This is a genomic window from Microbacterium deferens, assembly GCF_045517775.1.
In the GTDB taxonomy this organism is placed as follows: Bacteria; Actinomycetota; Actinomycetes; order Actinomycetales; family Microbacteriaceae; genus Microbacterium.
This window is the reverse complement of sequence record NZ_JBEUWT010000001.1, coordinates 1,164,483-1,189,528: the sequence shown is the minus strand read 5'-3', so window position 1 is coordinate 1,189,528 and position 25,046 is coordinate 1,164,483. Positions and strand designations below refer to the sequence as shown.

The 25,046-nt window shown below is 69.8% G+C and carries 25 protein-coding genes; 10 read left to right on the top strand and 15 right to left on the bottom strand.

Annotation, left to right across the window (positions count from 1 at the left end; genetic code table 11):
- Window positions 1-100 precede the first annotated feature (100 nt).
- Complete coding sequence (locus tag ABTU82_RS05670; RefSeq protein WP_116648322.1) at window positions 101-1,576, top strand: glycosyltransferase family 2 protein; 1,476 nt, start codon at window positions 101-103, stop codon at window positions 1,574-1,576.
- An 81-nt stretch (window positions 1,577-1,657) separates the two neighbouring features.
- Here the strand turns inward: ABTU82_RS05670 and ABTU82_RS05665 are convergent, their stop codons facing one another.
- Together ABTU82_RS05665 and ABTU82_RS05660 are read right to left on the bottom strand one after the other, a co-directional pair.
- Window positions 1,658-2,674: a response regulator transcription factor gene (locus ABTU82_RS05665; protein ID WP_407172283.1), complete on the bottom strand. Its 1,017-nt coding sequence runs from the start codon at window positions 2,672-2,674 to the stop codon at window positions 1,658-1,660.
- Window positions 2,675-2,804: 130 nt separating this feature from the next.
- Entirely contained in the window at window positions 2,805-3,836 is a 1,032-nt protein-coding gene (locus ABTU82_RS05660; RefSeq protein WP_407172281.1) for a glycoside hydrolase family 6 protein, read from the bottom strand.
- A 315-nt stretch (window positions 3,837-4,151) separates the two neighbouring features.
- On the opposite strand from ABTU82_RS05660, the gene ABTU82_RS05655 reads away from it, so the two are divergent.
- A complete protein-coding gene (locus tag ABTU82_RS05655) occupies window positions 4,152-4,475 on the top strand; it encodes a DUF7882 family protein (RefSeq protein ID WP_116648386.1) in 324 nt (107 codons plus the stop codon).
- A gap of 12 nt (window positions 4,476-4,487) precedes the next feature.
- Here the strand turns inward: ABTU82_RS05655 and ABTU82_RS05650 are convergent, their stop codons facing one another.
- Window positions 4,488-4,961: a MarR family winged helix-turn-helix transcriptional regulator gene (locus ABTU82_RS05650; protein ID WP_116648325.1), complete on the bottom strand. Its 474-nt coding sequence runs from the start codon at window positions 4,959-4,961 to the stop codon at window positions 4,488-4,490.
- Between the two features lie 113 nt (window positions 4,962-5,074).
- On the opposite strand from ABTU82_RS05650, the gene ABTU82_RS05645 reads away from it, so the two are divergent.
- Window positions 5,075-5,452, top strand: a complete 378-nt coding sequence (locus ABTU82_RS05645) for a PPOX class F420-dependent oxidoreductase (RefSeq protein WP_116648326.1) — start codon at window positions 5,075-5,077, stop codon at window positions 5,450-5,452.
- 53 nt (window positions 5,453-5,505) lie between these two features.
- Here the strand turns inward: ABTU82_RS05645 and ABTU82_RS05640 are convergent, their stop codons facing one another.
- On the bottom strand, window positions 5,506-5,961 hold the full coding sequence (locus ABTU82_RS05640) for an SRPBCC family protein (protein WP_116648327.1): 456 nt from the start codon (window positions 5,959-5,961) through the stop codon (window positions 5,506-5,508).
- 87 nt (window positions 5,962-6,048) lie between these two features.
- On the opposite strand from ABTU82_RS05640, the gene ABTU82_RS05635 reads away from it, so the two are divergent.
- Both ABTU82_RS05635 and ABTU82_RS05630 read left to right on the top strand, forming a co-directional pair.
- Window positions 6,049-6,435 (top strand): DoxX family protein, encoded by a 387-nt coding sequence (locus tag ABTU82_RS05635; protein ID WP_165817992.1) that lies wholly within the window; start codon window positions 6,049-6,051, stop codon window positions 6,433-6,435.
- Window positions 6,436-6,493: 58 nt separating this feature from the next.
- Window positions 6,494-7,669 carry a glycoside hydrolase family 3 N-terminal domain-containing protein gene (locus tag ABTU82_RS05630; RefSeq protein ID WP_407172278.1) on the top strand — a complete coding sequence of 392 codons (1,176 nt, stop codon included), beginning with the start codon at window positions 6,494-6,496 and terminating at the stop codon, window positions 7,667-7,669.
- A 156-nt stretch (window positions 7,670-7,825) separates the two neighbouring features.
- Here the strand turns inward: ABTU82_RS05630 and ABTU82_RS05625 are convergent, their stop codons facing one another.
- A complete protein-coding gene (locus tag ABTU82_RS05625; RefSeq protein WP_407172276.1) occupies window positions 7,826-8,857 on the bottom strand; it encodes a TerC family protein in 1,032 nt (343 codons plus the stop codon).
- Between the two features lie 222 nt (window positions 8,858-9,079).
- On the opposite strand from ABTU82_RS05625, the gene ABTU82_RS05620 reads away from it, so the two are divergent.
- The 5 genes from ABTU82_RS05620 to ABTU82_RS05600 all read left to right on the top strand — a co-directional run bounded on the left by ABTU82_RS05620 (window position 9,080) and on the right by ABTU82_RS05600 (window position 14,717).
- Window positions 9,080-9,649 carry a helix-turn-helix domain-containing protein gene (locus tag ABTU82_RS05620; RefSeq protein ID WP_165817993.1) on the top strand — a complete coding sequence of 190 codons (570 nt, stop codon included), beginning with the start codon at window positions 9,080-9,082 and terminating at the stop codon, window positions 9,647-9,649.
- Window positions 9,650-9,700: 51 nt separating this feature from the next.
- Window positions 9,701-9,952 carry a hypothetical protein gene (locus ABTU82_RS05615; protein ID WP_407172275.1) on the top strand — a complete coding sequence of 84 codons (252 nt, stop codon included), beginning with the start codon at window positions 9,701-9,703 and terminating at the stop codon, window positions 9,950-9,952.
- Between the two features lie 84 nt (window positions 9,953-10,036).
- Entirely contained in the window at window positions 10,037-11,002 is a 966-nt protein-coding gene (locus ABTU82_RS05610) for a carboxypeptidase-like regulatory domain-containing protein (protein ID WP_116648333.1), read from the top strand.
- A gap of 168 nt (window positions 11,003-11,170) precedes the next feature.
- Window positions 11,171-14,029 (top strand): M14 family zinc carboxypeptidase, encoded by a 2,859-nt coding sequence (locus tag ABTU82_RS05605; protein ID WP_407172273.1) that lies wholly within the window; start codon window positions 11,171-11,173, stop codon window positions 14,027-14,029.
- Between the two features lie 73 nt (window positions 14,030-14,102).
- The gene (locus ABTU82_RS05600) at window positions 14,103-14,717 is read left to right on the top strand and encodes a hypothetical protein (RefSeq protein WP_407172271.1); all 615 of its coding nucleotides are present in this window, start codon (window positions 14,103-14,105) and stop codon (window positions 14,715-14,717) included.
- 6 nt (window positions 14,718-14,723) lie between these two features.
- Here ABTU82_RS05600 and ABTU82_RS05595 read toward each other — a convergent pair whose 3' ends face one another.
- The 10 genes from ABTU82_RS05595 to ABTU82_RS05550 all read right to left on the bottom strand — a co-directional run bounded on the left by ABTU82_RS05595 (window position 14,724) and on the right by ABTU82_RS05550 (window position 24,832).
- Window positions 14,724-15,695: an LLM class F420-dependent oxidoreductase gene (locus tag ABTU82_RS05595; RefSeq protein ID WP_407172270.1), complete on the bottom strand. Its 972-nt coding sequence runs from the start codon at window positions 15,693-15,695 to the stop codon at window positions 14,724-14,726.
- 363 nt (window positions 15,696-16,058) lie between these two features.
- The gene (locus ABTU82_RS05590) at window positions 16,059-16,913 is read right to left on the bottom strand and encodes an ABC transporter permease subunit (RefSeq protein ID WP_407172269.1); all 855 of its coding nucleotides are present in this window, start codon (window positions 16,911-16,913) and stop codon (window positions 16,059-16,061) included.
- On the bottom strand, window positions 16,910-17,848 hold the full coding sequence (locus tag ABTU82_RS05585; RefSeq protein ID WP_407172267.1) for an ABC transporter ATP-binding protein: 939 nt from the start codon (window positions 17,846-17,848) through the stop codon (window positions 16,910-16,912). Before ABTU82_RS05585 ends, ABTU82_RS05590 begins: the two co-directional genes overlap by 4 nt.
- Before the next feature lie 70 nt (window positions 17,849-17,918).
- The gene (locus ABTU82_RS05580) at window positions 17,919-18,059 is read right to left on the bottom strand and encodes a hypothetical protein (RefSeq protein WP_165817995.1); all 141 of its coding nucleotides are present in this window, start codon (window positions 18,057-18,059) and stop codon (window positions 17,919-17,921) included.
- 45 nt (window positions 18,060-18,104) lie between these two features.
- The gene (locus ABTU82_RS05575) at window positions 18,105-19,940 is read right to left on the bottom strand and encodes a DUF2207 family protein (RefSeq protein ID WP_407172265.1); all 1,836 of its coding nucleotides are present in this window, start codon (window positions 19,938-19,940) and stop codon (window positions 18,105-18,107) included.
- Between the two features lie 108 nt (window positions 19,941-20,048).
- Window positions 20,049-20,255, bottom strand: a complete 207-nt coding sequence (locus tag ABTU82_RS05570) for a hypothetical protein (protein ID WP_116648338.1) — start codon at window positions 20,253-20,255, stop codon at window positions 20,049-20,051.
- Window positions 20,256-20,543: 288 nt separating this feature from the next.
- Window positions 20,544-22,367: an amidase family protein gene (locus tag ABTU82_RS05565; protein WP_407172263.1), complete on the bottom strand. Its 1,824-nt coding sequence runs from the start codon at window positions 22,365-22,367 to the stop codon at window positions 20,544-20,546.
- A gap of 53 nt (window positions 22,368-22,420) precedes the next feature.
- Window positions 22,421-23,167, bottom strand: coding sequence for a cohesin domain-containing protein (locus ABTU82_RS05560; RefSeq protein ID WP_407172261.1), 747 nt, complete (start codon window positions 23,165-23,167; stop codon window positions 22,421-22,423).
- 126 nt (window positions 23,168-23,293) lie between these two features.
- Complete coding sequence (locus ABTU82_RS05555) at window positions 23,294-24,340, bottom strand: PAS domain-containing sensor histidine kinase (RefSeq protein WP_240606936.1); 1,047 nt, start codon at window positions 24,338-24,340, stop codon at window positions 23,294-23,296.
- Window positions 24,341-24,472: 132 nt separating this feature from the next.
- The gene (locus ABTU82_RS05550) at window positions 24,473-24,832 is read right to left on the bottom strand and encodes a hypothetical protein (RefSeq protein WP_407172260.1); all 360 of its coding nucleotides are present in this window, start codon (window positions 24,830-24,832) and stop codon (window positions 24,473-24,475) included.
- Window positions 24,833-25,046 lie beyond the last annotated feature (214 nt).

The window sequence follows — 25,046 nt, the reverse complement described above, 5'->3', positions numbered from 1 at the left end:
CTTGTGGGAAAGCGTGACGTACGCGCGCTGATTCCCTGAGGGGGGTCCGCCAGAGTGGGTCTCGGCCGGAAGGTCGAAGAATCCGATTGGAAGACACCCCATGAGCGACACGCGCACCTCCCTCGCCACGCAGGCGTTCGCGCCCCCCTCGTTCACCCACGAGCCCATCCAGGCGAACTCGGCGGCCGGTTTCGCCGACGACTTCTCCGCGGTGCTCGAGGACAACGGCGGACACCGCTCCACCATCGGGTGCGTCATCCCCGCCTACAACGAGGAGGAGTCGATCGCCGAGGTGATCGAGGCGCTCCTGAAGCAGACCCGCGTGCCCGACGTCATCCACGTCGTCGTCAACAACACCTCCGACGCGACCGTCAAGATCGCCTCCGAGTACAGCGGGCCGCACGAGATCACGACCGACCTCGGGGAGCAGTTCACCGAGGTCTTCGTGCACGACATCGGAAAGAACCCCGACAAGAAGGTCGGCGCGCTCAACTACGGTTACTCGCTGGTGGAGGGGTACGACTACCTGCTCGGCGTCGACGGCGACACCATCGCCGACACGCAGGCCGTCGAGTACCTCGAGAGCGAAGCCGTCGCCGATTCGCGCATCGGTGGGATCTCGGCGATCTACTCGATCGACGACCGCCCGATCAAGGGCGCTATCGCGAAGTTCCTCATCGCCGGCCAGCGCACGCAGTTCGCGGCCTTCAACCTCCAGAACCTGCTGCGCGGACGCAACATGGCCGTTCTGGGCGGGCAGTTCTCGATCTTCTCCACGCACGCGCTGCGCGAAGCCATGCGGCAGAACCACCAGAACTCTCCCTGGGTGCGCGACTCCGAGGTCGAGGACTCGCTGCTCTCGCTGCAGATCAAGAGCGCCGGCTACCTCACGAAGATCAGCCCCTACGCTCGCGCGAACGTCGGCGGAATGACCACGCTCTCCGGTTACGACGCGCAGCAGGTCAAGTGGACCTACGGTGCGATCGAGCTCATGTGGCCCGGCCAGCGGGGCGACACCAAGGGCCAGCCCCTCCACCCGAACCTGCGTCTGCGTTGGCTCGAGAACTTCGGCATGCTCACCAACCTGTTCGTGCGCGTCGCCTTCGTGACGCTGCTGGCGGGCTCGCTGTCGATCAACGCCTTCGTCTTCTCACCGTGGTGGCTCATCCCGTCGGGGATGGCGATCCTGCTGAACGTGCGCATCGCGCGGACGATGAAGGACAGCAACAGCCGCGACCTGCTCTTCGCGGCGACCTTCCTCCCCGCCGAGATGTTCATGTGGGTGCGGCTCAGTCACTTCGTCCGCTCCTGGAGCCGCTTCTTCTCGCGGAAGAAGGTCGACAACTGGGCGATGCAGGCCAAGGCCGAGAAGGGTGGCGGCCTCGGACACTGGACGCCGCTCATCGTGCTCGTCGCCATCGCCATCGCGATGACGATCGTCTGGCTGCTGATCGGCCCGATGGCCCAGTCCACGATCCTGTGGATCGGTTGGCCGATCGTCGGCGTCGTGACCGTGCTCCAGACCCTCGGAATGTTCTTCAAGCTCGTCCGTCGCTACCACGGATACAAGGTCTGATCACGAATCCGACGTGTCAGAAACACGGATGCCTCGGCCCTGGGGAGGGTCGAGGCATCCGTTCTGCGTGGTGCGCGCGGATCACGCCGAGGTGAGCTCGGACGTGAGGCGGTAGCCGACTCCCCGCACCGTCTCGATGTAGCGCGGTGCGGCCGGGTTGTCGCCGAGCTTGCGGCGGAGGTTCGTCATGTGCGCTTCGATCGCGCGCTTGTCGGCGTCGCCGACGAAGTAGCTCGTCACGTAGGACTCGCCCCTCAGGACCAGGGTGAGGTCGGCCTTGCTGCGCACGCGCCGCTTGGATTCGAGCAGCGTCGCCAGCAGATCGAACTCGGTGCGGGTCAGATCCATCTCTTGCCCGGCGACCAAGACGATGCGGGTCTCGGGATCGAGCTGCAGGTCTCGGTGCAGCACCCAGTGCGCGCCGGTCGGCGCGACGGAGCCGCTCGGACGGACGGCCACGTCGGAACCCGCGGGCGGGTAGGAGGCGGGGCCGTGCGAGGACGGGACGATGACGGGGGAGCCGGGCATCGCGCCGGTCGGCGGAAGGCGGTGCTCCTCGTATGCCGCGACAGAGGGCTGCCCCGTGGGTGCCTGGTGATAGGCGGCGTCGGGGGCATTGCGCACGATCGGGATCGACTGCGTGTGACCGGTCGCACGCGCGCCGGGGAACGAGGGCCCGACGGAGTCCTGTCGCGGCGTCGTCGCCTGGGTGTCGCCGCCTCGGGGGCGGCGCAGGAGGGCTTCGATGCGCGCTCGGAGTTCACGCGGCCGGAACGGCTTGACGACGTACTCGTCGGCACCTGCGCCGAGTCCGAGCACGACGTCGGCCTCGTCCTCCAGGCCGGTCAACATGATGATGTAGGTGTCGCTCTGCGCCCGGATGCGGCGGGCGGCCTCGAATCCGTCGATGCCGGGCATGTTCACGTCGAGGGTGGTGATCAACGGCTGGTAGGCGATGACCGCCCGAACCCCGTCGATGCCGTTGCCGACCGACACGGTCGAGAAGCCGGCCGACTCGAGGACCTCCACGAGAAGGTGCCGGATGTCGGGATCGTCCTCGACGATGACGGCGGTCTTGACGTCCGCTGAATCGCTCATGTCCCTGCTCTCCGGGCTTATCAGGTGAGCGGATGCTGCGAACCGGAAGTCGCGCAGACCGGTGGCACCGCTCGGTCCAGCGTTATCATTCCATACTTGTACATACGGCGTGAGCGGGGCAGTGACAGCCTCACCGTACGTCGCGGGTGAGCTCGGCGGAGCCCTCCGGCCACCACACACCGGCGTCGGGGCCGCCGTTGCAGGTGCCGTCGCTCTCGCCGGGCGGCTTGATCCAGAGGTTCGTGTCGACCACGTCGTCGCCGTACGTGCCTCCGGGGTCTCCGACCAGGCGTCCTCCGGGATTGCACCACTCGCTGCCGGCCGGACCGGCGCCGTTTCGCGACGTGTCGACGATCGCGTGCACGTTGCCTCCCAGGAGGGCAGCCACCTCGTGCGCGTAGTCGAACTCGGCGGACGTGGACTGGTAGTTCGACACGTTCGTGGCGAAGCCTCGCACGCGGTCGGCGACGCCGACCTGGCGGATCAGATCGGCCATCTGCTGCGCCGACAGCCAGTCGGAGTGCCCGCCGTCGAGGTAGATCCAGGTGTCGATCCCGGCCAACCGGTCGGCGGCGCCGGAGAGCTGCACGACTCTCTCGTCGACGTTGCCGCAGTCGGGGGCGAGGGCGAGGCTGTCGGGCTCGAGGATCACGATCTTCTGCACGTCCTGGGCGTTGCGCAGCGCTTGACCGATGAGGTCGGTCCATTCGACGTACGCCTCGGGGTCGAGCCCGCCGGCGGAATGGTTGCCGCAATCGCGCCCGGGCAGGCCGTAGACGACGACCGCGAGCGCAGCATCCTGATCGCGTGCCTCGTCGGCAAGATGCGCGATCCGGTCCCACACCTCGTCGATCGGGTCGAGCTCGGGCGTCAACCAGTAGGCGGTCGGCTGCGCGGCGAGATACGTGGCCGCGGCGGTCTCGTCGTCGGACAGCCCGGTCGGGGAGGCGGCCGACCGGGCGGCCTTGGACTCGCTCGGGGCCACGATCGTCGTTCCGACCGCGGGCGCACGCGCGCCCAACGCGTGGAAGAAGGTCTGCGCGTTGATCCCGACGAACGCGATCACAGCGACGAGCCCGATGGCCAGTAGCGCGGCGGCGGCGATCAGCAGGGTCTTTTTTGTCCGTCGACGCGTCGTCGGACGAGACGTCGGGGTACCCATCAGAAGGGACTCTACTCGCGGTGGGCCGACCGGTGCGATCCGGACGGGAGGGAAAAAGAGTGCCCCCGTCGGGTGGACGAAGTCACACGCCGGCGAGGGCTGACGACCGGTGCCGGGCCGTCCCGCCTATCATACGGGCGACGTCCCCCGTTCGGGGGACAAAAGTGGATTCTCGTGCATCGATTCTCGGTGAACTCGCGGGAAGGGCGGACAGCGTCACGAGGCCGTCGGAGGGTGAAAAATGGCGCCGCGCCGGAGATCGTTCACCGCCGCCGCCCTGACTAGTTAAGTCGGTGCGCGCGGTAGTCTGTGATCGTGGGCAAACTGATTTACAACGCGCAGGGTCATTCCTTCGACATCGAGGACCGTGCGTTGTCTCACCTGCGGATCGTGTTCATGAACAAGCTGCGCCGGAACGAGTCGTTCATGTTCCAGTTCGCCGCCGGCGACGGAAGCGGTTCGCGGTCGATCTGGATCCATCCGTCCATCCCGTTGGTCTTCCACTTCTACGGAAGCCGCCCGCCGTCGCTCAACCGTCGCTGGGTCGATCAGCTCATGCTCGAGGCCGGGAGCCCGAACGGGCTGGCCGTGACGCCCGAGCCCGACGCCGACGCTCCGCCGGAGCCTGTCGTCGGCTGACGGCCGCGGCTGTCAGGCGCACTCGGCGTCGACGACCTCGCGCACGCGTTCGAGGAAGTCGGCGATCTGGGCCGCCGCTTCGGGGGAGAGATCGCCGGCGAACTGGCGGATCTTGGCCGTCACCGGGTCGACGTCGTCCGCGTCCGTCGAACGGTCGAAAGGAACGACCAGCTTGCTGCGCCGGTCGCGAGGGTGCGCTTCGAACGCGATCATGCCTCCGGCGTGCAATCGATCGAGCATGCCGGTGACCGAGGCGCCCGAGACGCCGAGGTGAGCCGCGATCTCACTCGGCGTGACTCCCTCGCCGCCATCGGCTCGCTCGAGGATGTATCGCATCGCCGCGCGGGCGTTCTCGCTGGGACCGCAGTGGGTCTGTCGTCTGCGAGAGAGACGGGCCTCGGAGAGTCGCAGCAGCTCCACCGACCGGGCGGCGTCGTGGATCGCCTCGTTCGTCTCGAAATTGGTGTCGGTGTCGGTGATGGTCACCGGTCACTCCTTCCCTGGGGGCTCAGGGTGCATGGTCCGTGCCGGAGCACATTCTACTTAGGCTCGGTGATTACTAGCCGAGTAAAGAACTTCCACTCTGGCACGCTGGGACGATGATCACCGCCGCCGCGCGCGCCTTCCTCTCCGAATACCACCTCGCCACCCTCTCGACCCTCGGGCGGCATGACCGGATCCACGCGGTGCCCGTGGGCTTCACGTGGGAGGACGACGTCGTGCGCGTGATCGGATCGCGAGGTTCGCAGAAGTTCCTCAACGCCGAGCGCCGCGGGCGCGCGTCGATCTGTTCGGTGGACGGTCGGCGGTGGATCAGCTTCGAGGGCGCCGCGAGGGTGCTCGACGATGAGGGGGCCGTCGCCCACGCCGTCGACCTGTATGCGCGGCGCTACCGCCAGCCGCGTGTGAATCCCGAGCGGGTCGTGCTCGAGATTCGTCCCGACCGCGTGCTGGGCTCGCCCGACTTCCGGGCCTGATACGCCGAACGGCGGCAGGATCGCTCCCACCGCCGTCCGTTCTCGAGCGAGCGTCAGTTCTCGACGTCGCCTCGCCACGCACCGGTCTCGGACCCGCGCGACTCGATGAACTTCTTGAAGTTCGCGAGGTCGCGCTTGACGGCGATGTCGTCGACGCCGACCAGGGCTCCGGCCTTCTCGAGCAGGCCGGTGGGCTCCCAGTCGATCTGCACGGTGACCCGCGAGGTGGTGTCGCTGAGCTTGTGGAAGGTCACGACGCCGGCGTGGTTCTCCTCGCCCGCGATGCTGTTCCACGCGACGCGCTCGTCGGGGTGCTGCTCGGTGATCTCGGCGTCGAACTCGCGCTCCTGGCCGCCGACCTTCACCTTCCAGTGCTGCGTCTTGTCGTCGGTCTGCACGATCGACTCGACGAAGCTGAGGAACTCGGGGAACTCCTCGAACTGCGTCCACTGGTTGTAGGCGACACGAACGGGGACGTCCACGTCGATGGTCTCGATGATCCGGGCCATGTTCTGCCTTCCTGTTGCGGGGTGTGCTCCCATCGTGGCGCGGGCCCGCCGTCGCGCGCCCCGGCCTTGACAACTACCCTCGAATGCATGAGAACAGTCGCCCGCTGGGCGCTCGCCGCCGCCATGGTCTTCGCCGGACTGAGTCACCTCCTGTGGGCGAGGAAGGATTTCCAGGCGCAGGTGCCCGACGCCCTCGTCGACGGCATGCCGCTGGACAAGGACACGGTCGTCGTGGCCTCGGGAGTGGTCGAGGTCGCCTTCGGTGTGGCCTTGGTCGCCCTCCCCGGTGAACGCCGGCGGATCGGTGCGCTTCTCGCGGCGTTCTTCGTCGCGGTGTTCCCGGGGAATCTCGACCAGTGGCGCAAGGGGCGCTCGGCCTTCGGCCTCGACACCGACCGTCGGCGGTACGTGCGGCTGTTCTTCCAGCCGGTGCTGGTGGCGTGGGCGTGGTGGTCGACGCGTCGCGCCGCATAGCAACCCGCGCACGCGCAACCCGGGCCCCGCGAGACGATCGGGTTGCCACGATGGAGGGGTGACGAGAATCCTTCCCCCCGCAGCCCTGGCCGTCGTCGCGCTCCTCGGCCTCGTCGGATGCGCGGCGGCGTCCCCGTCGCCGACCGCGGAGTCGTCGAGCAGGGCCCCCTCCACGGCTGCACCGGCGTCCCCGACCGTCACCCCCACACCCGTCGACCCGATCGCCGACCTGTCGCTCGAACAGCGGGTGGGGCAGCTCTTCATGGTGGGCACCTCGGTCGGTGGGCCCGATCCGATCACCCTCGAGGCGGTGTCGCAGCAGCATGTCGGCGGGATCTTCCTGCACGGCCGCTCCTCGGCCGGCGTCGAAGCGGCGGCCGCGTTCGTGAAGACCTTCGAAGACGCCCATCTCGAGAGCGCCCCGCCGCTGTGGATCGCGACCGACCAGGAGGGCGGCGACGTGCAGGTGCTCTCGGGTCCTGGCTTCGACAGCATGCCCACCGCCCTCACCCAGGCGCGCTCCGATACCGCGACGCTCGAGACGGACGCCACCCGCTGGGGCGCCCAGCTCGCGCAGGCCGGGGTGAACATGAACCTCGCCCCGGTGGCCGACATCGTCACGAGTGCCGAAGCGGGGCCCCAGAACCCGCCGATCGGTGCCCTGAACCGCGAGTACGGGTTCGACCGGGCGACCGTCGCCGACAAGGCCGGAGCCTTCGCCGCCGGGATGCGCACCTCGGGCGTCATGCCGACGCTGAAGCACTTCCCCGGTCTCGGGCGGGCGACGCAGAACACCGACACCCGGTCGGGCGTCGTCGACGACGTCGTCGGCGCCGATTCGGCCGACGTGGCCGTCTACGGCGATCTCCTCGCCGAGGGGCCGGCGGTCGTGATGATGTCGACCGCGGTCTACGCGCGGATCGACCCCGCCGCGCCCGCCGCCTTCTCGCCCACCGTCGTCACGGGGTTGCTGCGGGAACAGCTCGGTTTCGAGGGCGTGGTCACGACCGACGACCTCTCGGCCGCCGCCCAGATCCGCGATTGGGCACCCGGTGACCGCGCCCTGCTCTCGATCGAGGCCGGGGTGGACCTGGTGCTCGTCTCGGCCGACCCGACGGTGTTCCCCGAGATGTACGCGGCGGTGCTGTCGCGCGCGCAGACCGACGATGCGTTCGCGGCGAAGGTCGACGCCGCCGCCCGCCGCGTGGTCGAGGCGAAGGCCTCGCTCGGCTGATCGCGCCGACGCAGCATCCGTCACCGCCGGAGGACAACCGACGAGCGGAGGACCAGTTCCTGGGGAACCGTCCTCCGCTCGTGAGGTCTCCGCCGCCCGTGGCCGGACGCGCGCCTCTCGCGGCCGGACGAGCCGGGCGAGAGGCGGACGCGGGGGCTAGTGCTGCGACTCCTCGTCGGCGTGGATGACGGGCTCGCCCTCGATGCGGGTGCGGTCCTTCTTCCGGGCGTCGTTGCGGGTCTTCGCGAGACTCGCCACCGTGGCGACGGCGATGGTCGCGCCGATGAACAGGAGCGAGAACCAGATCGGGATCTCGGGCACCCACAGGAGCGGCTCGCCCCCGTTGATGAACGGCAGCTCGTTGACGTGCAGGGCGTGGAAGACGAGCTTCACACCGATGAAGGCGAGGATGACCGCCAGCCCCTGGGCGAGGTACACGAGACGCTCGAGCAGGCCGCCGATGAGGAAGTAGAGCTGACGCAAGCCCATGAGCGCGAAGGCGTTGGCCGTGAACACGATGTAGGCCTCATTCGTCAGGCCGTAGATCGCGGGGATCGAGTCGACCGCGAAGACGAGGTCGATGAAACCGATCGCGACGATGGTGAGCAGCATCGGGGTGACGAAGCGCTTGCCGTCCAGCTTCACGGTGAGCTTGTCTCCGTGGTACTCCTCGGTGACGGCGAGGTGGCGACGAACGAACCTCATGAACTTGCCGTTGGCGGGGTCGCTCTCACCGTGGGAGAAGGCCTGGCGGTACGCGAGGAACAGCAGCAGGGCGCCGAAGAGGTAGAAGATCCACGAGAAGTTGTCGATCAGCGCCGCGCCGACCGCGATGAACGCGCCACGCATGATGAGCGCGATGACGATGCCGACCATCAGCACCTTCTGCTGGTACTTCTTGGGCACCGCGAAGCCCGTCATGATCAGAAGGAACACGAAGAGGTTGTCGATCGACAGCGCCTTCTCGGTGAGGTATCCGGCGTAGTACTCGCCGCCGAAGTCCCAGCCCCACACCGCGCCGATGACGACACCGAATAGCAGCGCCAGCCCGATATAGAACGCCGACCAGCGGGCGGACTCACCCACGGTCGGTTCATGCGGTGTGCGCACGTGCGCGAAGAATTCGTAGACGAAGAACGCGATGGTGACCGCGATCGTGATAAGCCAGATGAGAGGCGTGATCTCCACGGGAGAGCTCCAGGGGTGAGAGGACGTTACAACGACGTCAAGGTCTCCTCCATCACGACCGGGGTCGGGACCGACGTGCCGGGACTCGATGTCGAGTCCGTAATGACGGCAGCGCCGCGAGTGGGAGTACTCCCCTTGCTCCTCCAGGATAAGGCATCCACGGAGGGCTTCGGGATGCGGCGTTCATGTGGTAGCGCTACGATCCGAGGCGGGGAGGATCGTATGGGGACGATCGCATCGCACGGACGCTCGGAGAGGGCGGCACGAGCGGGTGTCGGCGTAGCCGCCTTGGGCCGCCGCATCCATGAACACCGGACGGCGCAGGGGCTGTCGCTGCAGGAGTTCGCCACGCTCGCCGGCGTCGCCGCCCCCGCACTGTCGGCGCTCGAGCGCGGCGAGGGTGCGACGACGCTGTTCACGCTGTTCGCGGCGGCGGATGCGCTCGGGGTGCCGGTGCGCTCGTTCGTCTCGGTCGGCGAGACCTCGGCGGATGCTGCGCCCCCGTCCCCGTCGCGCGGCTACGCGCCCGCGGGGGCGCCGACGGTCGCTGCGGCATCGCCGCGTGATCCGGCCGCGCCCGCCGAGCGGCCTCCGCGGACGTTCGCGGATCTGCGCACGGGAGCGCTGGCCGGCCGCTCGTTCGACACCCTGCCGCAGTTCGCCGTCGCGGCCGTGATCGAGGCGCGGTACTCGGTCGCGGCGATCGCCCGCGTCTTCCGCGTGCCGGCCTGGAAGCTCCAGGGCTGGGTCGATGAGAGAATCGGCTCCGACTCCGCCGCACACCGTCGGTAGCGCGGGCGCAACCCCGGCTTTCGCGGACCCCGCGCGACGTACGCTCGCGGCATGAAGACCTCAGAGATCTCCTGGAACGAACCGGCGCGGGCGAAGATCGTCGACGACGCGAACCGAGTGCTGCGCGAAGCGGTCGTCGACGTCGCGAAGACCCACCCCGAGGCGACGGCCGACGAAGCGTTCGCCGAGCTGAACGCCCGTCTGAAGGACCGGTTCATCGACTACGAACCCGGACCCGACCTGCGCACCTACGCCGAGGCGATCGCCGCCGGAGAGATCGAGCACGAAAGCGACACCGAGTAGTCACCTCCGCGCCATCCGCACCTGTTACGGTGCGGCGACCGCGGCCGACCACGGCGGCGGATCGACCTCAGCAGGAGCGGGCACGTGAACCACTCGAACGGCTCGCACCGGCCCGGGTCGCTGCGCCGGGCTGCCGCCCTCCTCGCCTCCGCGGTCGTCGCGGGATCGTTCTTCGCGCCGGCCGCGGCCATCGCCGCAGAGCCGGGGACGGGCCGCATCCTCGGGCGCCTCGCCTCGAACAGGGGCGAGCCGGTTGCCGGCGACATCGTCGCGATCGACGAGACCACCGGTCGGGCGTACAGCGCCACGGCGCGATCGGACGGCGGTTACGCGATCAGCGACGTCCCTGCCGGTCGCTACGCGGTGCTGTTCCGCCCCTCCGACATCGCTCTTCCCGATGCCCCCTTCGGATACGCGGAGGCCTGGTTTCCCAACGTCCGCCGGGGCGACGATGCGGCCCGCGTGATCGTGGATGCCGGTGTGGAGACCGTGGACGTCGACGCGGTCCTGACCGCGGCCGGACGCGTGACGGGCGTGATCTCGGGTGCCGTGGGCGAGTACGCCGTCGCGCTGTTGGACGAGCCCACCCCGGTCGATCCCTTCGACGGCGACACGCTCGTGGTCGAGATCGACCGCGCGGGCCGCTTCGCCCTCCGGGCTCCGGCCGGCGGGTATGAGCTGCTCGTCTACCGCCGCTTCGGTCACGACTGGCTGCCCTACGCGCTCTCGGAGGAGCGCGTGGAGCTCCCGAGCCGCGGCGACGTCGAGGTCACTCCGGTGGTGGTGCCGATGGCCGGCGCGGTCGAGCTTCACCTGTGCGCGGACGACGGGGCGTTCGCGGCGGAAGCCGATGTCACGCTGGCGCGGCAGGGATGCCTCCGCGTCGAGCGGGACGGTCTCACCGATCAGGCCGGGCGCGTGCTCTTCGAAGGACTCGCCCCGGGGCGCTACGTCGTGGCGGTCGACGGGGTCGCGCGGACGCCGTCCCTCGTCGTGACGGTCGAACCCGACCGCGTCGCGCGCGTCGCCGACCGTCCGATCCCCGCATAGCCCGCGCATAGTCTTCCCGACACCCGACCGACACGGGAGCGAAACACGCGCTTCCTAGGGTGGGGGCACCGCCTGTCTCTTCGATCCGCGTCCCACCGGACGGCGTGGTCTCGCGCGCTCAGCTCCGAGCGTGCGTCGAGTTCCCCCCTCTCGAATGGAGTCCGCTTCGTGCGAACCCGTGCTCTCGTGTCCATAGGTGGCGTCGTCGCCATCGTCTCGTCCATGCTGGCGTTCGCGCCGGCCACGGCGGCGGTCGCCCCGCCCGCGCTCTCGATCGTGCGCCCGACGTCGTCGATCGACATGCCGACGCAGTATCCGTACCAGCCCCGTCTCACCGTCGTCCCCGACCTGCCCACCGATGCGTCGATCGCGCGCGGTGTGATGCCGTACGACGAGATCGCGCCGTTCCTGAACCGCCTCATGGACCGCAGCAACCGCGTGTCGTCGCAGGTCGTGGGCACCTCTTACCAGGGCCGCGAGATCTACATGGTGACGGTGACGTCGCGTGAGACCCCCGCCGAGACGGCTCAGCAGGACGCCTGGCGGACCAAGGTGAAATACGACCCCGCGGCGGCGGCTTCCGATGCGGCGCTCGCCGAGGGCTACAAGGTGCCGCTGTGGTTCAACGCGAATATCCACGGCAACGAGTGGGAGGGCACCGACGCCACCCTGAACTACATCGAGGATCTCGCCACCAGCGCCGACCCGGTCGTCCAGGATCTGCTCGACAACCATCGCATCTACTTCACGGTCACCAACAACCCCGACGGGCGCGCGCTCGGACAGCGCGGCACCGTGAACGGGTACGACCCCAACCGCGACTTCATCACCGGCGCGACGAAGGAAGCATCCATCGTTCGCGACCTCGCCAGCATCATCCAGCCGACGTACTTCATCGATCTGCACGGCTACACCAGCGTGCTGCAGGTCGAGCCGTGCGGTCCGCCCCACGGCGAGAACTACGAGTACGACCTGTTCGTGCCGCACGCCTACGCGACCGCGCTCGACATCGAGAAGGCCGTGACCGAGGCGAACATCCCGGGCAACACCTACTACAACCCCGAGACCGGGGGAGTGACGTCGACCAACACCGGCTTCATCAACATCCCCTACCGCGACCAGCGTTCGGGATGGGACGACTGGCCGCCGATCTTCGCCCCGCAGTACGTCGCGTATCAGGGTGCCGTGACCAACACGGTCGAGTTGCCGCTCGGTCGCAGCGGCGACCAGCCGGCGCGCGCGAAGGTGAACATCGAGGTCGCCGAGGTGGTCATCGATACCGTCGCCGACTACGTGCAGGACAACAGCGCCTCGCTGCTGGAGAACCAGATCGAGATCTTCGGGCGCGGGCTCACCGGCGCCGAGAGCGTCGAGATCCCCGCGGACGTCTCGCCGGACGACCTCCCCGAGGGCGTGCCCACGGAGTGGACCGACATCTGGGACGAGAACGACATCTACACGACCGACTTCCCGCGCGCTTACGTCATCCCGCAGGGCGCGGGCCAGCGCTCCGACTCCGACGCGCAGACGCTCGTGCAGCAGCTGCTCGTCAACGGCATCGAGGTCTCGCGCACCACGGCACCGTTCACCGCCGAGGGCGTCACCTATCCCGCCGGGTCCTATTACGTCGACATGCACCAGCCCGTCCGCGGCCTCGCGAACGTGCTGCTCGCCGACGGCACCGACATCACCGACCGGGTGCCCGACATGTACGACATCTCCGCGTGGAGCCTGTCGTTGCTGTGGGGAGCCGACGTCGAGGCCCTCGGTTACACGACCGATCCCGCCCCGACGACGGCGCTCGAGCGCATCGTCGAGGCGCCTCTGACGGGTTCGCTGGCTTCCGGGGGCGCGTACCTCTCGTTCGAGCCGCGGGGCGTCGCCGACTACCAGGCGATCAACGAGCTGCTCGGCGAGGGGATCGCGCTCTCGCAGCTGGAGGACGGCACCGTCGTCTTCCGACGCGATGCGACGGCGGATGCTGCGGCCCAGGCCATCGCCGACATCTACGGTGTCGACGTCGAGGCCTCCGACGGATCGGGTCTGCGCGAGGAGGGTGTCGTCGGACTGCGTTCGGTGCGCGTCGGATACGCGAGCAACGCCGATGACCGCGACGCGCTCACCAAGCTCGGGTTCACCGACCTCGTCGAGGTGAACGAGACGTCGATCCTCTCGGGCGCAGCCACCTTCGACGGGATCGACGTGCTCTTCGTGGGCGCGTCGCTGTCGTTCCCCGTGTCGGACCGAGGGTGGAACCCGGAACAGAGCGCCGCCGGTAAGGCGCGCGTGGCGCAACTGCTGGCCGCAGCCGAACCGGCGGTCGTCGGCCGGGGCGCGAGCGCGGCATCGTTCGTCGCGACCTACGGGCTCGCACCGATCACCGCGGTGAACGGCACGGGCCGCTCGAACGGCATCGTCTCGATCGACACGCCGGCGGACGGGGTGCTCGGCGACTACGCGCAGGACACGGCATTCGTCTCGCCGGCGACGTGGTTCACCGCCCTCGGCCAGGGGGTGACGGTCGAGCGAACGTACACGGCCGAACCGTTCACCTCGGGCCACTGGGCCGCGGGGGCGACCGCTGGCACATCGCAGGCCGATGCGGCCGGGCAGCCGGCCGCGGTATCGGCCGTCTCGCCCGTCACCGGCGAGAGGGTCTTCCTGTTCGGCACGTCGCCGACGTACCGCAACCACCCGGTCGGTGCGTTCAGCGACATCGCACGGTCGATCTTCTGGGCGACCGAGACGGCGAGTGCTGTGGAACCGCCGGTCGTCGAACCCGAGCCGACCGCGACGCCGACGCCGGAGCCCACGACGGCTCCGACGACGGAGCCCACGACGGCACCGACGCCGGAACCGACGACCACCGGCGCGCCGGCGGTCGTGGTGCCGCCGAACGACTCGAGCCTCGCGGCCACGGGTGGGTCGAACCCGGGGTCGCTGTGGGCCGGGGCCGTCGCGCTGATGATGTTCGGCGCGGGTGTGTTCGTGCTCGCCCGCACGCGGGCACGGCGTTCCGCCGAGTGATCCACCGAGGGGGAGGGCGGGGTCGTCGCATCCCGTCCTCCCCCTCGTCGTCCCCAAGACCGAGGAGCACCGAATGACCGGGCCGAACGACCCGGCCGGCGCCGAGACCGTCGAGTCGACCGTGCGTCGGCGGATCGTCTGGGGATATGTGGGCGGCGCGGCGCTGATCGTCGTCGCGGTCCTGCTGGCCTGGTGGGCGATCGCGAACGGAGCCGCGCCCGAGGCGCCCGCCGCCGCGACGTCGGCGTCGCCGACAGCATCCTCGTCGCCGGCGGGATCGGACGCGGCATCCTCTGCTCTGCCGTCCGGCCCGGCGTCCTCGCCCACCGGGCCGCCGGCCGATGGTGACGCACCGGGAAGCGTGGGGGCACCCGGGCCCGCGGAGAGCACCGCGCCGGTCATCGCCGCCTTCGCGGTGAGCACGACCGTGGCCGAGTGCGCCGACGACCGCTCGGCAACCGTGCCCCTCGCTTTCACCTGGACCGCCACCGGAGCCGATGAGGCATGGATCGGAGTCGGGACGACGGATGCTTCGGTCGTGCCGTCCGCCGCCGTGCCGCTCTCGTCCGACGGCTACACCGAACTTGCGTTCGCCTGTGGTGACGAGGAGCAGCTCTACACGTTGACCGTGCGCGGGGCGAGCGGGACCACGAGCAGCTCGGTCTTGGTCACGCGGTCGCTCCTCTGACCGGCGTCAGAGGGCGCGGAGCTTCTCGAGCAGCGGTTCGGCGATCTCGCCGACGAAGCGCTCCTGCTGCTCGTCGCCGACCTGCACGATCGCGATGTCGGTGAAGCCGGCGTCGATGAACGGGCGCACGCTCTCGGCGAGGGCGTCGAGGTCGGGGCCGCACGCGATCGACTCCGCGACGTCTTCGGGCCGCACGAACTGGCTCGCGCCCTCGAAACCGGCCGGCGTCGGAAGATCCGAGTTCACCGCCCAGCCGCCCGCGAACCAGCGGAACTGGTCGTGGGCCCGGGCGATCGCCGCATCCTTGTCGGGGTCCCAGCTGATCGGGATCTGGCCGATCTTGCGCGACGCGGGTTCACCCGATCGTGCGTCGTCCCACGCGGAGATCAGGTCGCCGTCGGGTTCGGTCGTGATGAGGTGATCGCCGAGCGGGGCGAACTTCTCGATCGACTTCGGTCCCGAGACCGCGACGCCGATCGGCACGCCGGCGTCGGGCGCGTCCCAGATGCGAGCCGAGTCGACGCGGAAGTACTCGCCGTCGTAGGTGACGAGGTCGCCGGTGTGCAGTGCTCGGATGATCTCGATCGCCTCGACGAGCATCTCCTGTCGAGGCTGCACCGATGGCCAGCCTTCGCCGATGACGTGCTCGTTCAGGTTCTCGCCCGAACCGAGGCCGAGCGTGAAGCGGTTCTCGGAGAGGATCTGCAACGTCGCGGCCTTCTGCGCGACGACGGCGGGGTGGTAGCGCAGCGTGGGGCAGGTGACGTAGGTCATCAGCTCCACTTTCGACGTCGCATTCGCGACCGCGCCCAGCACGGTCCACGCGTAGGGGGCGTGGCCCTGGCTCGTGAGCCACGGGGAGAAGTGGTCGCTCGACACGAGGAAGTCGAACCCGGCGTCCTCGGCCGACGCGGCGTACCGCACGAGCTCGCGAGGACCGCTCTGCTCGGTCATCAGGGTGTAGCCGAAACGGGTCATGCTGTGCTCCCTCGTCGTCGTGCGTCGCGGAGTTCTCCCGCGCGGCACGTTCGACGATAAGCGGGGCGGCGTGACGTCAGGCCGGGGTTGCCGAAGCGGATGCGTTAGGGCATCCTGCCGGGGCTCAGAAGGGCTGGCGACCGACGATGGTCCGCGGCTTCTTCGAGCGGGCGGGGGTCGGGGCCGCGGCTCTGCGGGTCGCTCCGACGGCGGGGTCGAACCGCTCCGTGCTGGCGGGAGGGGTGGGGCGGGGGGCTGAACGTTCTGAGGGATTGTCCATCATCGAACGCTATGCGTTTCACATGTACGTGCTCACAGGTTCGCGCTCGGGCCCCCGAGATGGTAGGGGCCCGAGCGCGAGCGTCACGCGTCGCGGCGCTTGAGCAGCACCATCGCCGCGGAGAACAGCACGACGACCCACGCGACGAGGATCAGCCCGCCGGCCCAGGGCTCGATGGTCCAGAGTCCCTCCGTGGTGGGGGCGCCCGGCGATTCGACGGGGTAGGCCGCGAGGGCGCTTCCCGCCGACGACGGCAGGATCTTCTCGAGGTTCTGCATCCACACCAGCTGGGTGAGCACCCCCACGATGTTCAGCACGATCGGGGCGGCGAGCACGAGGCCGAGCGCCACGGCGACGCTGCCCGCCGTGTTGCGGATGATCGCGCCGAGCGAGAACGCGATCAGACCGACGAGCACGAGATAGCCGACGCCGCCGAGGATGGAGAGCCAGTACTGCGGGTCTGCGAGGTCGGTATCGAGTCCCTTGCCCGACAGCAGCGCCACGGCGACGACGATCGAGATGCCGAACGAGATCACGGCGACGACGAACGTCGCGACGGCGAACACGAGGGCCTTCGCCAGGAGCGCGGGCGTCCGCTTCGGCACGGCCGTGAGCGTGGAACGGATCATGCCGGTGCCGTACTCGCCCGAGATGATCAGCACACCGAGCACGCTGACGACGAGCGCACCGAAGGTCGTGCTGATGGTCACCGCCTGCACGGACAGCGCCTGCGCCGAATCGCCGGTGGGCGCGGGGTCGACACTGAGCGATGAGGCCAGCAGCAGAGTGAAGCCGACCGTCAGGACGAGCAGGATCGCGTAGCACCACCAGGTCGAGCGGATGCTGCGGAATTTGATCCACTCCGACGCCACGGCTCCGCCGAAGCTGAGGTCGCGCCCGGTGGGGGTGAACACGGGGGTGGGGGTCGAGGTGCTCATCGGTTCGCCTCCGCGGTCGTGGGGGTGTCGTAGTCGGCGGTGGCGTACTCGATGCTGTCGCGAGTCAGCTCCATGTAGGCGTCCTCGAGCGAGCCGGTCAGCGGCGTGAGCTCGTAGAGCACCACACCCGCGCTCGCGGCGATCTCGCCGACGCGCTGCGCGGCGATGCCCGTGACAGACAGCAGGTCGGGTGCGGTCGCCGTCGCGGTGGCGCCTTCGCTCTCGAGGAGCGGGCCGAGCCGCGTGATCTGAGGGGTGCGCACCTTGACCGAACCGCCCGAGGCGTTGGCAAGGATCTCGTTGACGGGGGCGTCGGCCACGATCCGTCCGCGCCCGAGCACGATGATGTGGTCGGCCGTCTGGGCCATCTCGCTCATGAGGTGCGAGGACAGGAACACGGTGCGGCCCTCGCTCGCGAGGTGCCGGACGAACTGACGCACCCACGCCACACCCTCGGGGTCGAGGCCGTTGACCGGTTCGTCGAGGATCAGGGTGGCCGGGTCGCCGAGCAGCGCCACGGCGAGACCGAGGCGCTGGCCCATGCCGAGCGAGAACCCGCCGACCCGCTTGCGGGCGACGGACTCGAGTCCGGTGAGGCCGATGACCTCGTCGACGCGCTTCGCGCCGATCCGGTGGGTGGCGGCGATGGCCAGCAGGTGGTTGCGTGCGCTGCGGCCGGTGTGCACCGCCTTGGCGTCGAGCAGCGCGCCGACCTGGTGAAGCGGCGCGCGGTGCTCGGCGTAGGGCTTGCCGTTCACCGTCACCGACCCGTTCGTGGGGCGGTCCAGGCCCACGATCATGCGCATCGTGGTGGACTTTCCCGCACCGTTGGGTCCGAGGAATCCGGTGACGTGTCCCGGACGGACGGTGAAGTCGATGGTGTCGACGGCGGTCTTCGCGCCGTAGCGCTTGGTCAGGGAATGGGCTTCGATCACGACAGGAACTCCATGCCACCCACCGTAGCGAGGGCGATCGTCGTGTCGATACCGGGGTATCCCTAACCGGTTATCGGGTCAGCAGGGCCGCGGCGACCAGCAGGACGGTTCCGAGCGCGACGATCACCGCCCCGACGATGAGCCACACCGGCTGGCGGTGCGGGGGGCGGGTGGACGAGAAGCGGCGGCGAGTACGTCTTCGGGCAGACATGCTCGAAGCATAGGGGGCGCACGTGACGCGTGTGTGACGCGGACGCTACCGGCCTCCGCCTCCGCCGCCCCCGGCGCCGCCGCCCGAGAACCCGCCTCCCATGGAGCCCCCGGAGAAACTGCTCCCGCCGCTGGAGTCCCACGCCGGCGCAGGCGGGCTCGCCGCCGTCCGCGACGCCGTCATCAGGGCCACCAGCTGGGCGGAGGAGAACGCCTGGGTTCCGCGGTACCAGTCGATCGACGCATCCGTCTGCTCGGCCTGCGCCGCGAGCACACCCGCCCACTCCTTCTCGATGCCCCAGATGATCGCGTAGGGGAGGAGGCGCTCGTAGAGGTGCAGCACCTCGGCCGCCTCCGGCCCCGTGCGCTCGGCCCCTTCGGGGCTCTGGAGCATGCGGATGCGATCGGCCTCGGCCAACTGCAGGTAGTCGCGCAGGCCGATGAGATGGTCGCGGACGGGCGCGCCGAGCTCGGTGATGCGGTCGCGGGTGCGCCACATGGTGACCGTGACGATCCCGGCGAGGATCGCGACGGCGACGGCGGCCCCCGGCACCCAGCGCGGGGCGTCGCCCATCGCGGCGAACACGGCGCAGACGACGGCGACGGCGAACGCGATGAGAGCCACGGTGAAGGCCGCACCGGGCAGCCGATGCGACTGCTTCTGCGTGAAGCCGGCCGCGTGGAGTTCGCCGACGGCCGAGGCCGAGAGGCTGGTGAAACGCGACGCGATCTGCGCGTCGGCGCCCTTCAGCCGCAGACGTCGGCCGGGCTCGGGGGCGAGTCCGAACACCGCGTCGAGCGTGCGCTGGCGGGCCGGATCGTCGGGGCTCGGGGCGAGGTATTCGAGCGACACGTCGGAGGCCGCATCGTCGTGCGCGATGACGCGTGCATGACCGGTGACGGCGAGATCGACGATCGCGGCGGGCACGGCTGCTGCGGGGCGCGCGACGAGGTGTGCGGCCTGCACGACCGAGACCTCGCGCGGCGGGTCGTACTCGGCCACGATGATGCCGCGTCCCTCCGCGTCGCGGCTGCGGCGTCGGGCGAGGAGGGCCGCGGTCGCCGCCGCGATGCTCGCCGCGATCGCGGCGACGGCCCCGGCCTGGAACGCGGGGGCCGCGTCGGTGGCGAAGTCCTGCACCGCGCTGCGCTCGACCTCGCCGGGAACGAAGGTGCCCGGCGCGAAGCCGATGGCGACCGTCACGTTCTCACGGGGCTCGAGGTCGAACGCCTGCGGGAAGAACTCCCTCGGCTCGCCCTGCGCCGTCTCGCGCTCGACGATCTCGCAGGTGTCGCTCGAGCCCTCGGCGCCGACGTAGCAGGCGGTGTTCCCCGTGAGCGCATCGGACAGCGAGGGGTCGACGACGATGTAGGCGCTGACCTCGCCGAAGGGTTGCTCCCACCCCGTGCCGTTCAGGTCCCGGTAGAACTCGTCGGCGTCGGTGTCGGCGAACGCGCGGATCGTGTCGCGCTGCGTGTAAGAGATGACGTAGGTCTGCATTCCGCGCACGTAGGCGTCGTCGCCGGTCGCGACCTCGATGAAACCGCCGCGTTCGCTCACCTCGTACGGGAGGGGCTCGCCGCCGCCCGACGTCACCGATGTGACGGTCGTGTGCAGCGGTACGCCGCCGTCGTCGTCGGGGATCGCGCGCACGATGCCGCGGTTCTGATCACTGTCGGGGAAGCGGGCCACGAGCGTCTCGGTGATCGAGAGCTCGGCATGCCCGTCGGCGGCGCGTGTGAGCAGCATGTCGGCGTGGAACGAGTCGAACGCGAAGTCGTCGACGTCGGCCGTCGCCGCCGCGGCCGGCAGGAGAACCGCCGCGGCCGTGATCATCAGCGCGAGGACGAGCCGGCCGAAGAGCGAGATGCGCGCGGTCATGTCTCCGACCCTAGGCGAGGCTCGCGCGGGATCGAATCCCCACGATGCTGCGCGACTCCACGCGCTGATGCTGCCGTTCGGTGGTGAGCGGCGCGCAGAGGTGTGGACTCAGCGCCGCTTGCGCCCGCGACGCCCGCGGAGGAGCACGAAGGCGATCCCGCCGACCGCAGCCACGGCGATCAGTCCCGCGATGGCGACGAAGACGTAGACGACGCCGGCGGCGCCGTCGGCGGGCGTCTCGGGCGTGCCGTCGGCGAGAGCCCCCGACAGCAGAGCGGTGAAGAGGGTGAGCGAGGTGACGAGTCCGGTGAGCACGGGCGTCCTTTCCGACGGTCCAGCCAGGTTAGGCGGATGCATGGAGCAGGCCCGGAGCCTGGACGCGCAGCCGCGCACGGGGTATGCGGGCACGAGCGCCGGGGAAGTTGACCGTCCGCGACCGGTGGCTGGGACGTGCTGTACCTCATGCTGGTGCGTCGCACGGGGGCGAAGTTCGAAGATCTCGTCGCCCGCCACCGCAACTTCGAGTGATCTGACGCGGTCGTCGCCGCGTGCAGAGAGAAGGGCCTCCCGGTCGACACCGGGAGGCCCTTCCTCATGCGCGGGTTACTTCAGCGGGCCGTACAGGGTCGGCGCGGTGCGACCGTCGATGGCCTGCTCGAGCGCGTACGCGTAGCCGAGCAGCGGACCCTCGGCGAAGTCGCGCCCGAGGAACTCGAGGTTGACGTTGCCTGCCGGGGAGGTGCCCACCGCGGCCGCCCAGCCCATCGGCATGGTGACCGAGGGGAGCCCCGTGTTGGGGCTGAGGCGCATGTTGCTCCCGATCGGGCTGTACGGGTTGCCGCTCGGGTACACGATGGCGTCGAGATCCAGGTCGTCCATCAGCGTGGTCACGAGCGTCTTGCCCTTCGCGAGCTGCGTCGTGTGGGTTCCGGTCGGGCCTCCCCATGCCTGGTACGCCTCCTCGGTCACGGCTGCGCGCTCGCCATAGGGGCGGGCGCTGCGTCCGGGCACCGCGTTGTCGGACTGGCTGATCTTCAGCAGGCTGTTCGCCGACACGTCGGGGTCGAGGTAGGTGGCGATGTACTCCTGGAGGTCGTGGTTGAACTCCGGACCGCTGCCGCTGCCCTCGGCGAGAATGGCGTCCCACCCGGCCGGCGGGGTCACCTCGACGACCTTCGCGCCCTGCTTCACGAGCTCCGCCTTGGTCTGCTCCCACAGCGCCAGGGTGCTGGCGTTGGTTCCGAACATCGCCGGAACGTAGCCGAACGTCTTAGCGTCGAGCGCGTCGGCGTCGAGGTACGACGTGTACGAGGTCGGTACCTTGCCGGCCTGGCTCGCCGTGATCGGGTCGGCCGCATCCGCGCCGACGACCGCATCCAGGGCGACCGCGGCGTCGGTCACAGACCGGGCGATCGGGCCACCGGTGTCCTGCGACAGGGCGAGGGGAACGATGCCGGCGCGGCTGGCGAGACCGACGGTCGGACGAACACCGACGAGGGAGTTGTACGTCGACGGGATGCGGATCGAGCCGCCCGTGTCGGTGCCGAAGCCGATCGCGGCGAGGTTCGCCGAGATCGACGCGCCCGTGCCACCGCTCGAGCCCCCAGAGGACTGCGACGTGTCGAGCGGGCTCGAGACCGTCAGCGCCGTACCGGGCGCCTGGAACGCCGACCACTGCGAGGTGAAGCCGATCGCGAACTCGTCCATGCTCGCCTTGGCGAGGATGACCGCACCGTCGGCGCGCAGGCCCTTCACCATCGTCGCGTCGGTCGTGGTCTGGTTGCCGCTCCAGCACCCGCAGCCGGCCGTGGTGGGCATGTCGACGGTGTTGTAGTTGTCTTTCACCGCGATCGGCACACCGAGGAGCATGCTCGTCATGCCCTTGTCGGCGCGCACGGTGTCGGCGGCGGCGGCGGCGGCCAGCGCCGCCTGCTCGCCGACGGTGATGATCGAGTTCAGCGGTCGTGCACCGCCTTCGACCGTCACCTTGTCCAGGGCCTTGATGCGGTCGATGTAGGCCTGCGTCAGCTGAACCGACGTCGTGACGCCGGCATTCATCGCGGCCTGCATCTCGATGACGTCGGCCTCGACGAGAGCGAACGGGCCGTCGTCGTAGATGATGCGCTGCGACAGCAGAGCGAGGTCGGAGACCGTCACGGCGCCGTCGGCGTCGAGGTCGAAGGTCGCGTACTCGGCCCACTGCGGGTCGGTGCTCGTCGCACCGATCGCGGCCGACAGCACCGACAGGTCGGCGTCGGTGACCTGCTCGTCGCCCGTCTGGTCGAGCTCGGTGTAGTACGGCGCGAGGAACGGTGCGCTCTCGGCCGCCGCGGCGGGTGCCGCGGTGGCGGGGACGGCGAGGGAAGCGGCGGCGACCGTTCCCAGCGCGGCCGCGACGGCGAGGATGCGCCGGGTGGATGCTGTCACGAGGGGGCCTTTACGGGATGAGGGGGAGGAGGGCGTCGTGGTCTGCGTGCGGATCATTCGGACACCGCCTGACGACGACGGATCACCAGGAGCGCACCCGCGGCGATGAGGACGACGGCACCGGCACCCGCGACGAGCCAGGGGGTGGCATCGGCGCCGGTGGCGGCCAGGGGCTGGCCGGTCGAGCCGACCGGGACGGAGGTCGCGGAGGCGCTCGCGCTCGGGGTCGGCGTCGCGCTGTCGGTCGGCGACGACGTCGGCGACGGCGTCGGGTCGGGGAGGGCGACGAGCGATACCGACGCGGAGTCGATGTCGGTCTCGGTCGCCGTCTCGTCGGTCGAGCTGACCAGCTCGGCCGAGGCGAGGGCGATCTCGGTGTCGCCGCCGTGGATGGCGCGGAACGAGAACGAGGCGAGCTCGACCGCACCGGTGAGGCCGGGGGAGGTGCCCAGGCGGGTGTGGGTCACCGCGATCAGGCCGTCGCCGAGCGCGCCGGTGGTGAATCCGCCGTCGGGGCCGACTGCCGAGTCCTCGTCGAACTCGAGCACCGCGGGGTCGTACGTGAAGATCAGGTCGTACGCGTACAGGTCGCTCGTGCCGGTGGAGGTCACGGTCACCTCGAGAGTGTCGCCCTCCGTCGCCTCATCGGGGGAGACATCGATCGAGATGCTCGCGGCGGGGGCCGCGGCGAAGGCCGCGGGAGCGAGCGCGACCGATCCGCTCGCCAGGGCGAACGTGGTGACGAGGAGCGCGATGCCGCGAGCGCGCAGCATCCTGCCTCTGCCAGTGGTGTCAGACATGCGTGAGTAGCCCTTCTACGGGTAGAGGGACTCGCTGACGCACGCGTCGACGCGTGCTCGCGTCGGCGCGTCCCGTGTGGGTACCAGCAACCTCTCAGACTCCCGTTTCGGGCGGGGGTCGTGTTGTTACCGCCCGGTTTCGTCGAGGGCTCGGGGCAGGCGGATGCGCACCGTCGTGCCGTGCCCGACGGAGCTCTCCAGCTCGATCGTGCCGCCCGCGTTCGCGACGGCCCGCGCGGCGCTGGCGAGTCCTATGCCGCTGCCGCCGTCGTCGTCCCCGGCCATCCGCCCGCGCACACCGTCGTCGAGGATCGCCGGGAGGTCGTCGGGGTGGATGCCGCGGCCCCGGTCGCGCACGACGATGTCGACGGTGTCGTCGGTGGCCTGCACGTCGACGTCGATGGTCGACTCGGAGTACTTGGCCGCGTTCTCGAGAACGTTCTGCACGGCGCGACGCAGTTCGGTCGCGTCACCCTGAACAGCGGCGTCGTCGGTGAGGGAGAACGACAGGCGGCCGAACAGGTCGCCGGGGAGCACGAGGCCCGCCGCCTCGCGCACCAGAGTGCCGGCGTGGGCGACCTCGTCGCGCCGCGGCGGCGGGTCGTCGCGCACGCGCTCGGCGAGCGCGGTGGCCATCGCCAGGAGGTGGTCGCTGGTGGCTTCGAGGTGCCCCAGCATCTCGTCGGCGTCTCCGACACCCTCGCGCAGCAGATCGACGTATCCGCGCACGGCCGTGACGGGCGAGAGGAAGTCGTGGACGAACGACCGGAGGAACGCGTTGAGTTCGTCGTCGGCGCGCTTGGACGCGGTGAGGTCGCGGACGATCTTGACGAAGCCCGTCGGCGTGCCGACGCTGTTGCGCACCGCGGTGATCGTGACGTGCGCCCAGAAGAGAGTGCCGTCGGACCGCACGCGCCAGCCGGTGTCTTCGACATAGCCGTGTGCCAGCGCCGAGGTCAGCAATGCTTGAGGCACGCCGCGCTCGCGGTCTTCGGGTCGATAGAAGCGGGAGAAGTGCTCCCCGATGATCTCGTCGCGGGAGTAGCCCTTGATGCGCTCGGCGCCGGAGTTCCAGCTCTGCACGATGCCGGTGCGGTCGAGTTCGATGATCGCGAAGACCGCTACCTGGTCGCTCCACGCGATCGACGGCCGACGGGTCGAGGTGGGTTCCACGTACGTCTCCGATCCGCCGTTCCGGTTCCCCAACCATGAACAGCATTGCACCCGCGCGGTGCACATCGGGTGGTTCGGAGACCGACCTTCAGCGGATGATATCGTTCGGGGTTTCGGAGGCCGTCGGGCCCGCTAGGCGCGCGTGAAGCCGTCGAGGTCGGGGTCCCAACTCGTGTCGGGATCGTTCGCGGCATACGGCTCGGTGCCGGTCTCCGCGCGGCGCGGATATCCGGGGTGCGAACGCAGGGTCTCGGCCGCCTCGGAGAAGTCGAGCTCGTCGCCCTCCCACTCGGCGGGGGCCGACAGCACGTCGTTGCCGACCCCGATGACGAGGTCGGCCGTGCCGCCGTCATCGGTCGTGCGCGAGACGATCGGAATCGTCACCGCCTCGGCCCGGCCGTCGTTCGCGATGGCGGCTGTGAGCGTCACCAGTGCTTCGGCGACCTCGTCGGTCGTGATGATCGTCTCGCCCGCGTAGGTGATGCTTCTCATGGCCCCACTCTGTCGTCCGCCCCTCTCTCGGGGCCGACCCATTGCCATCGGAGAGGCGGTGGGATACGACCGCCGTCCACCTGCCGCCTGTGTCCGGGCGTGTTCGGGGTTGTTCGGAGTAGGCCTATCGGGCTGCGAGCCCGGCGGCACCGGCATAGCGTCGAAGACGAGCGGGTCGGACGGCAGCCCCTTTGTCTCCCGGCCCGCTCACAGA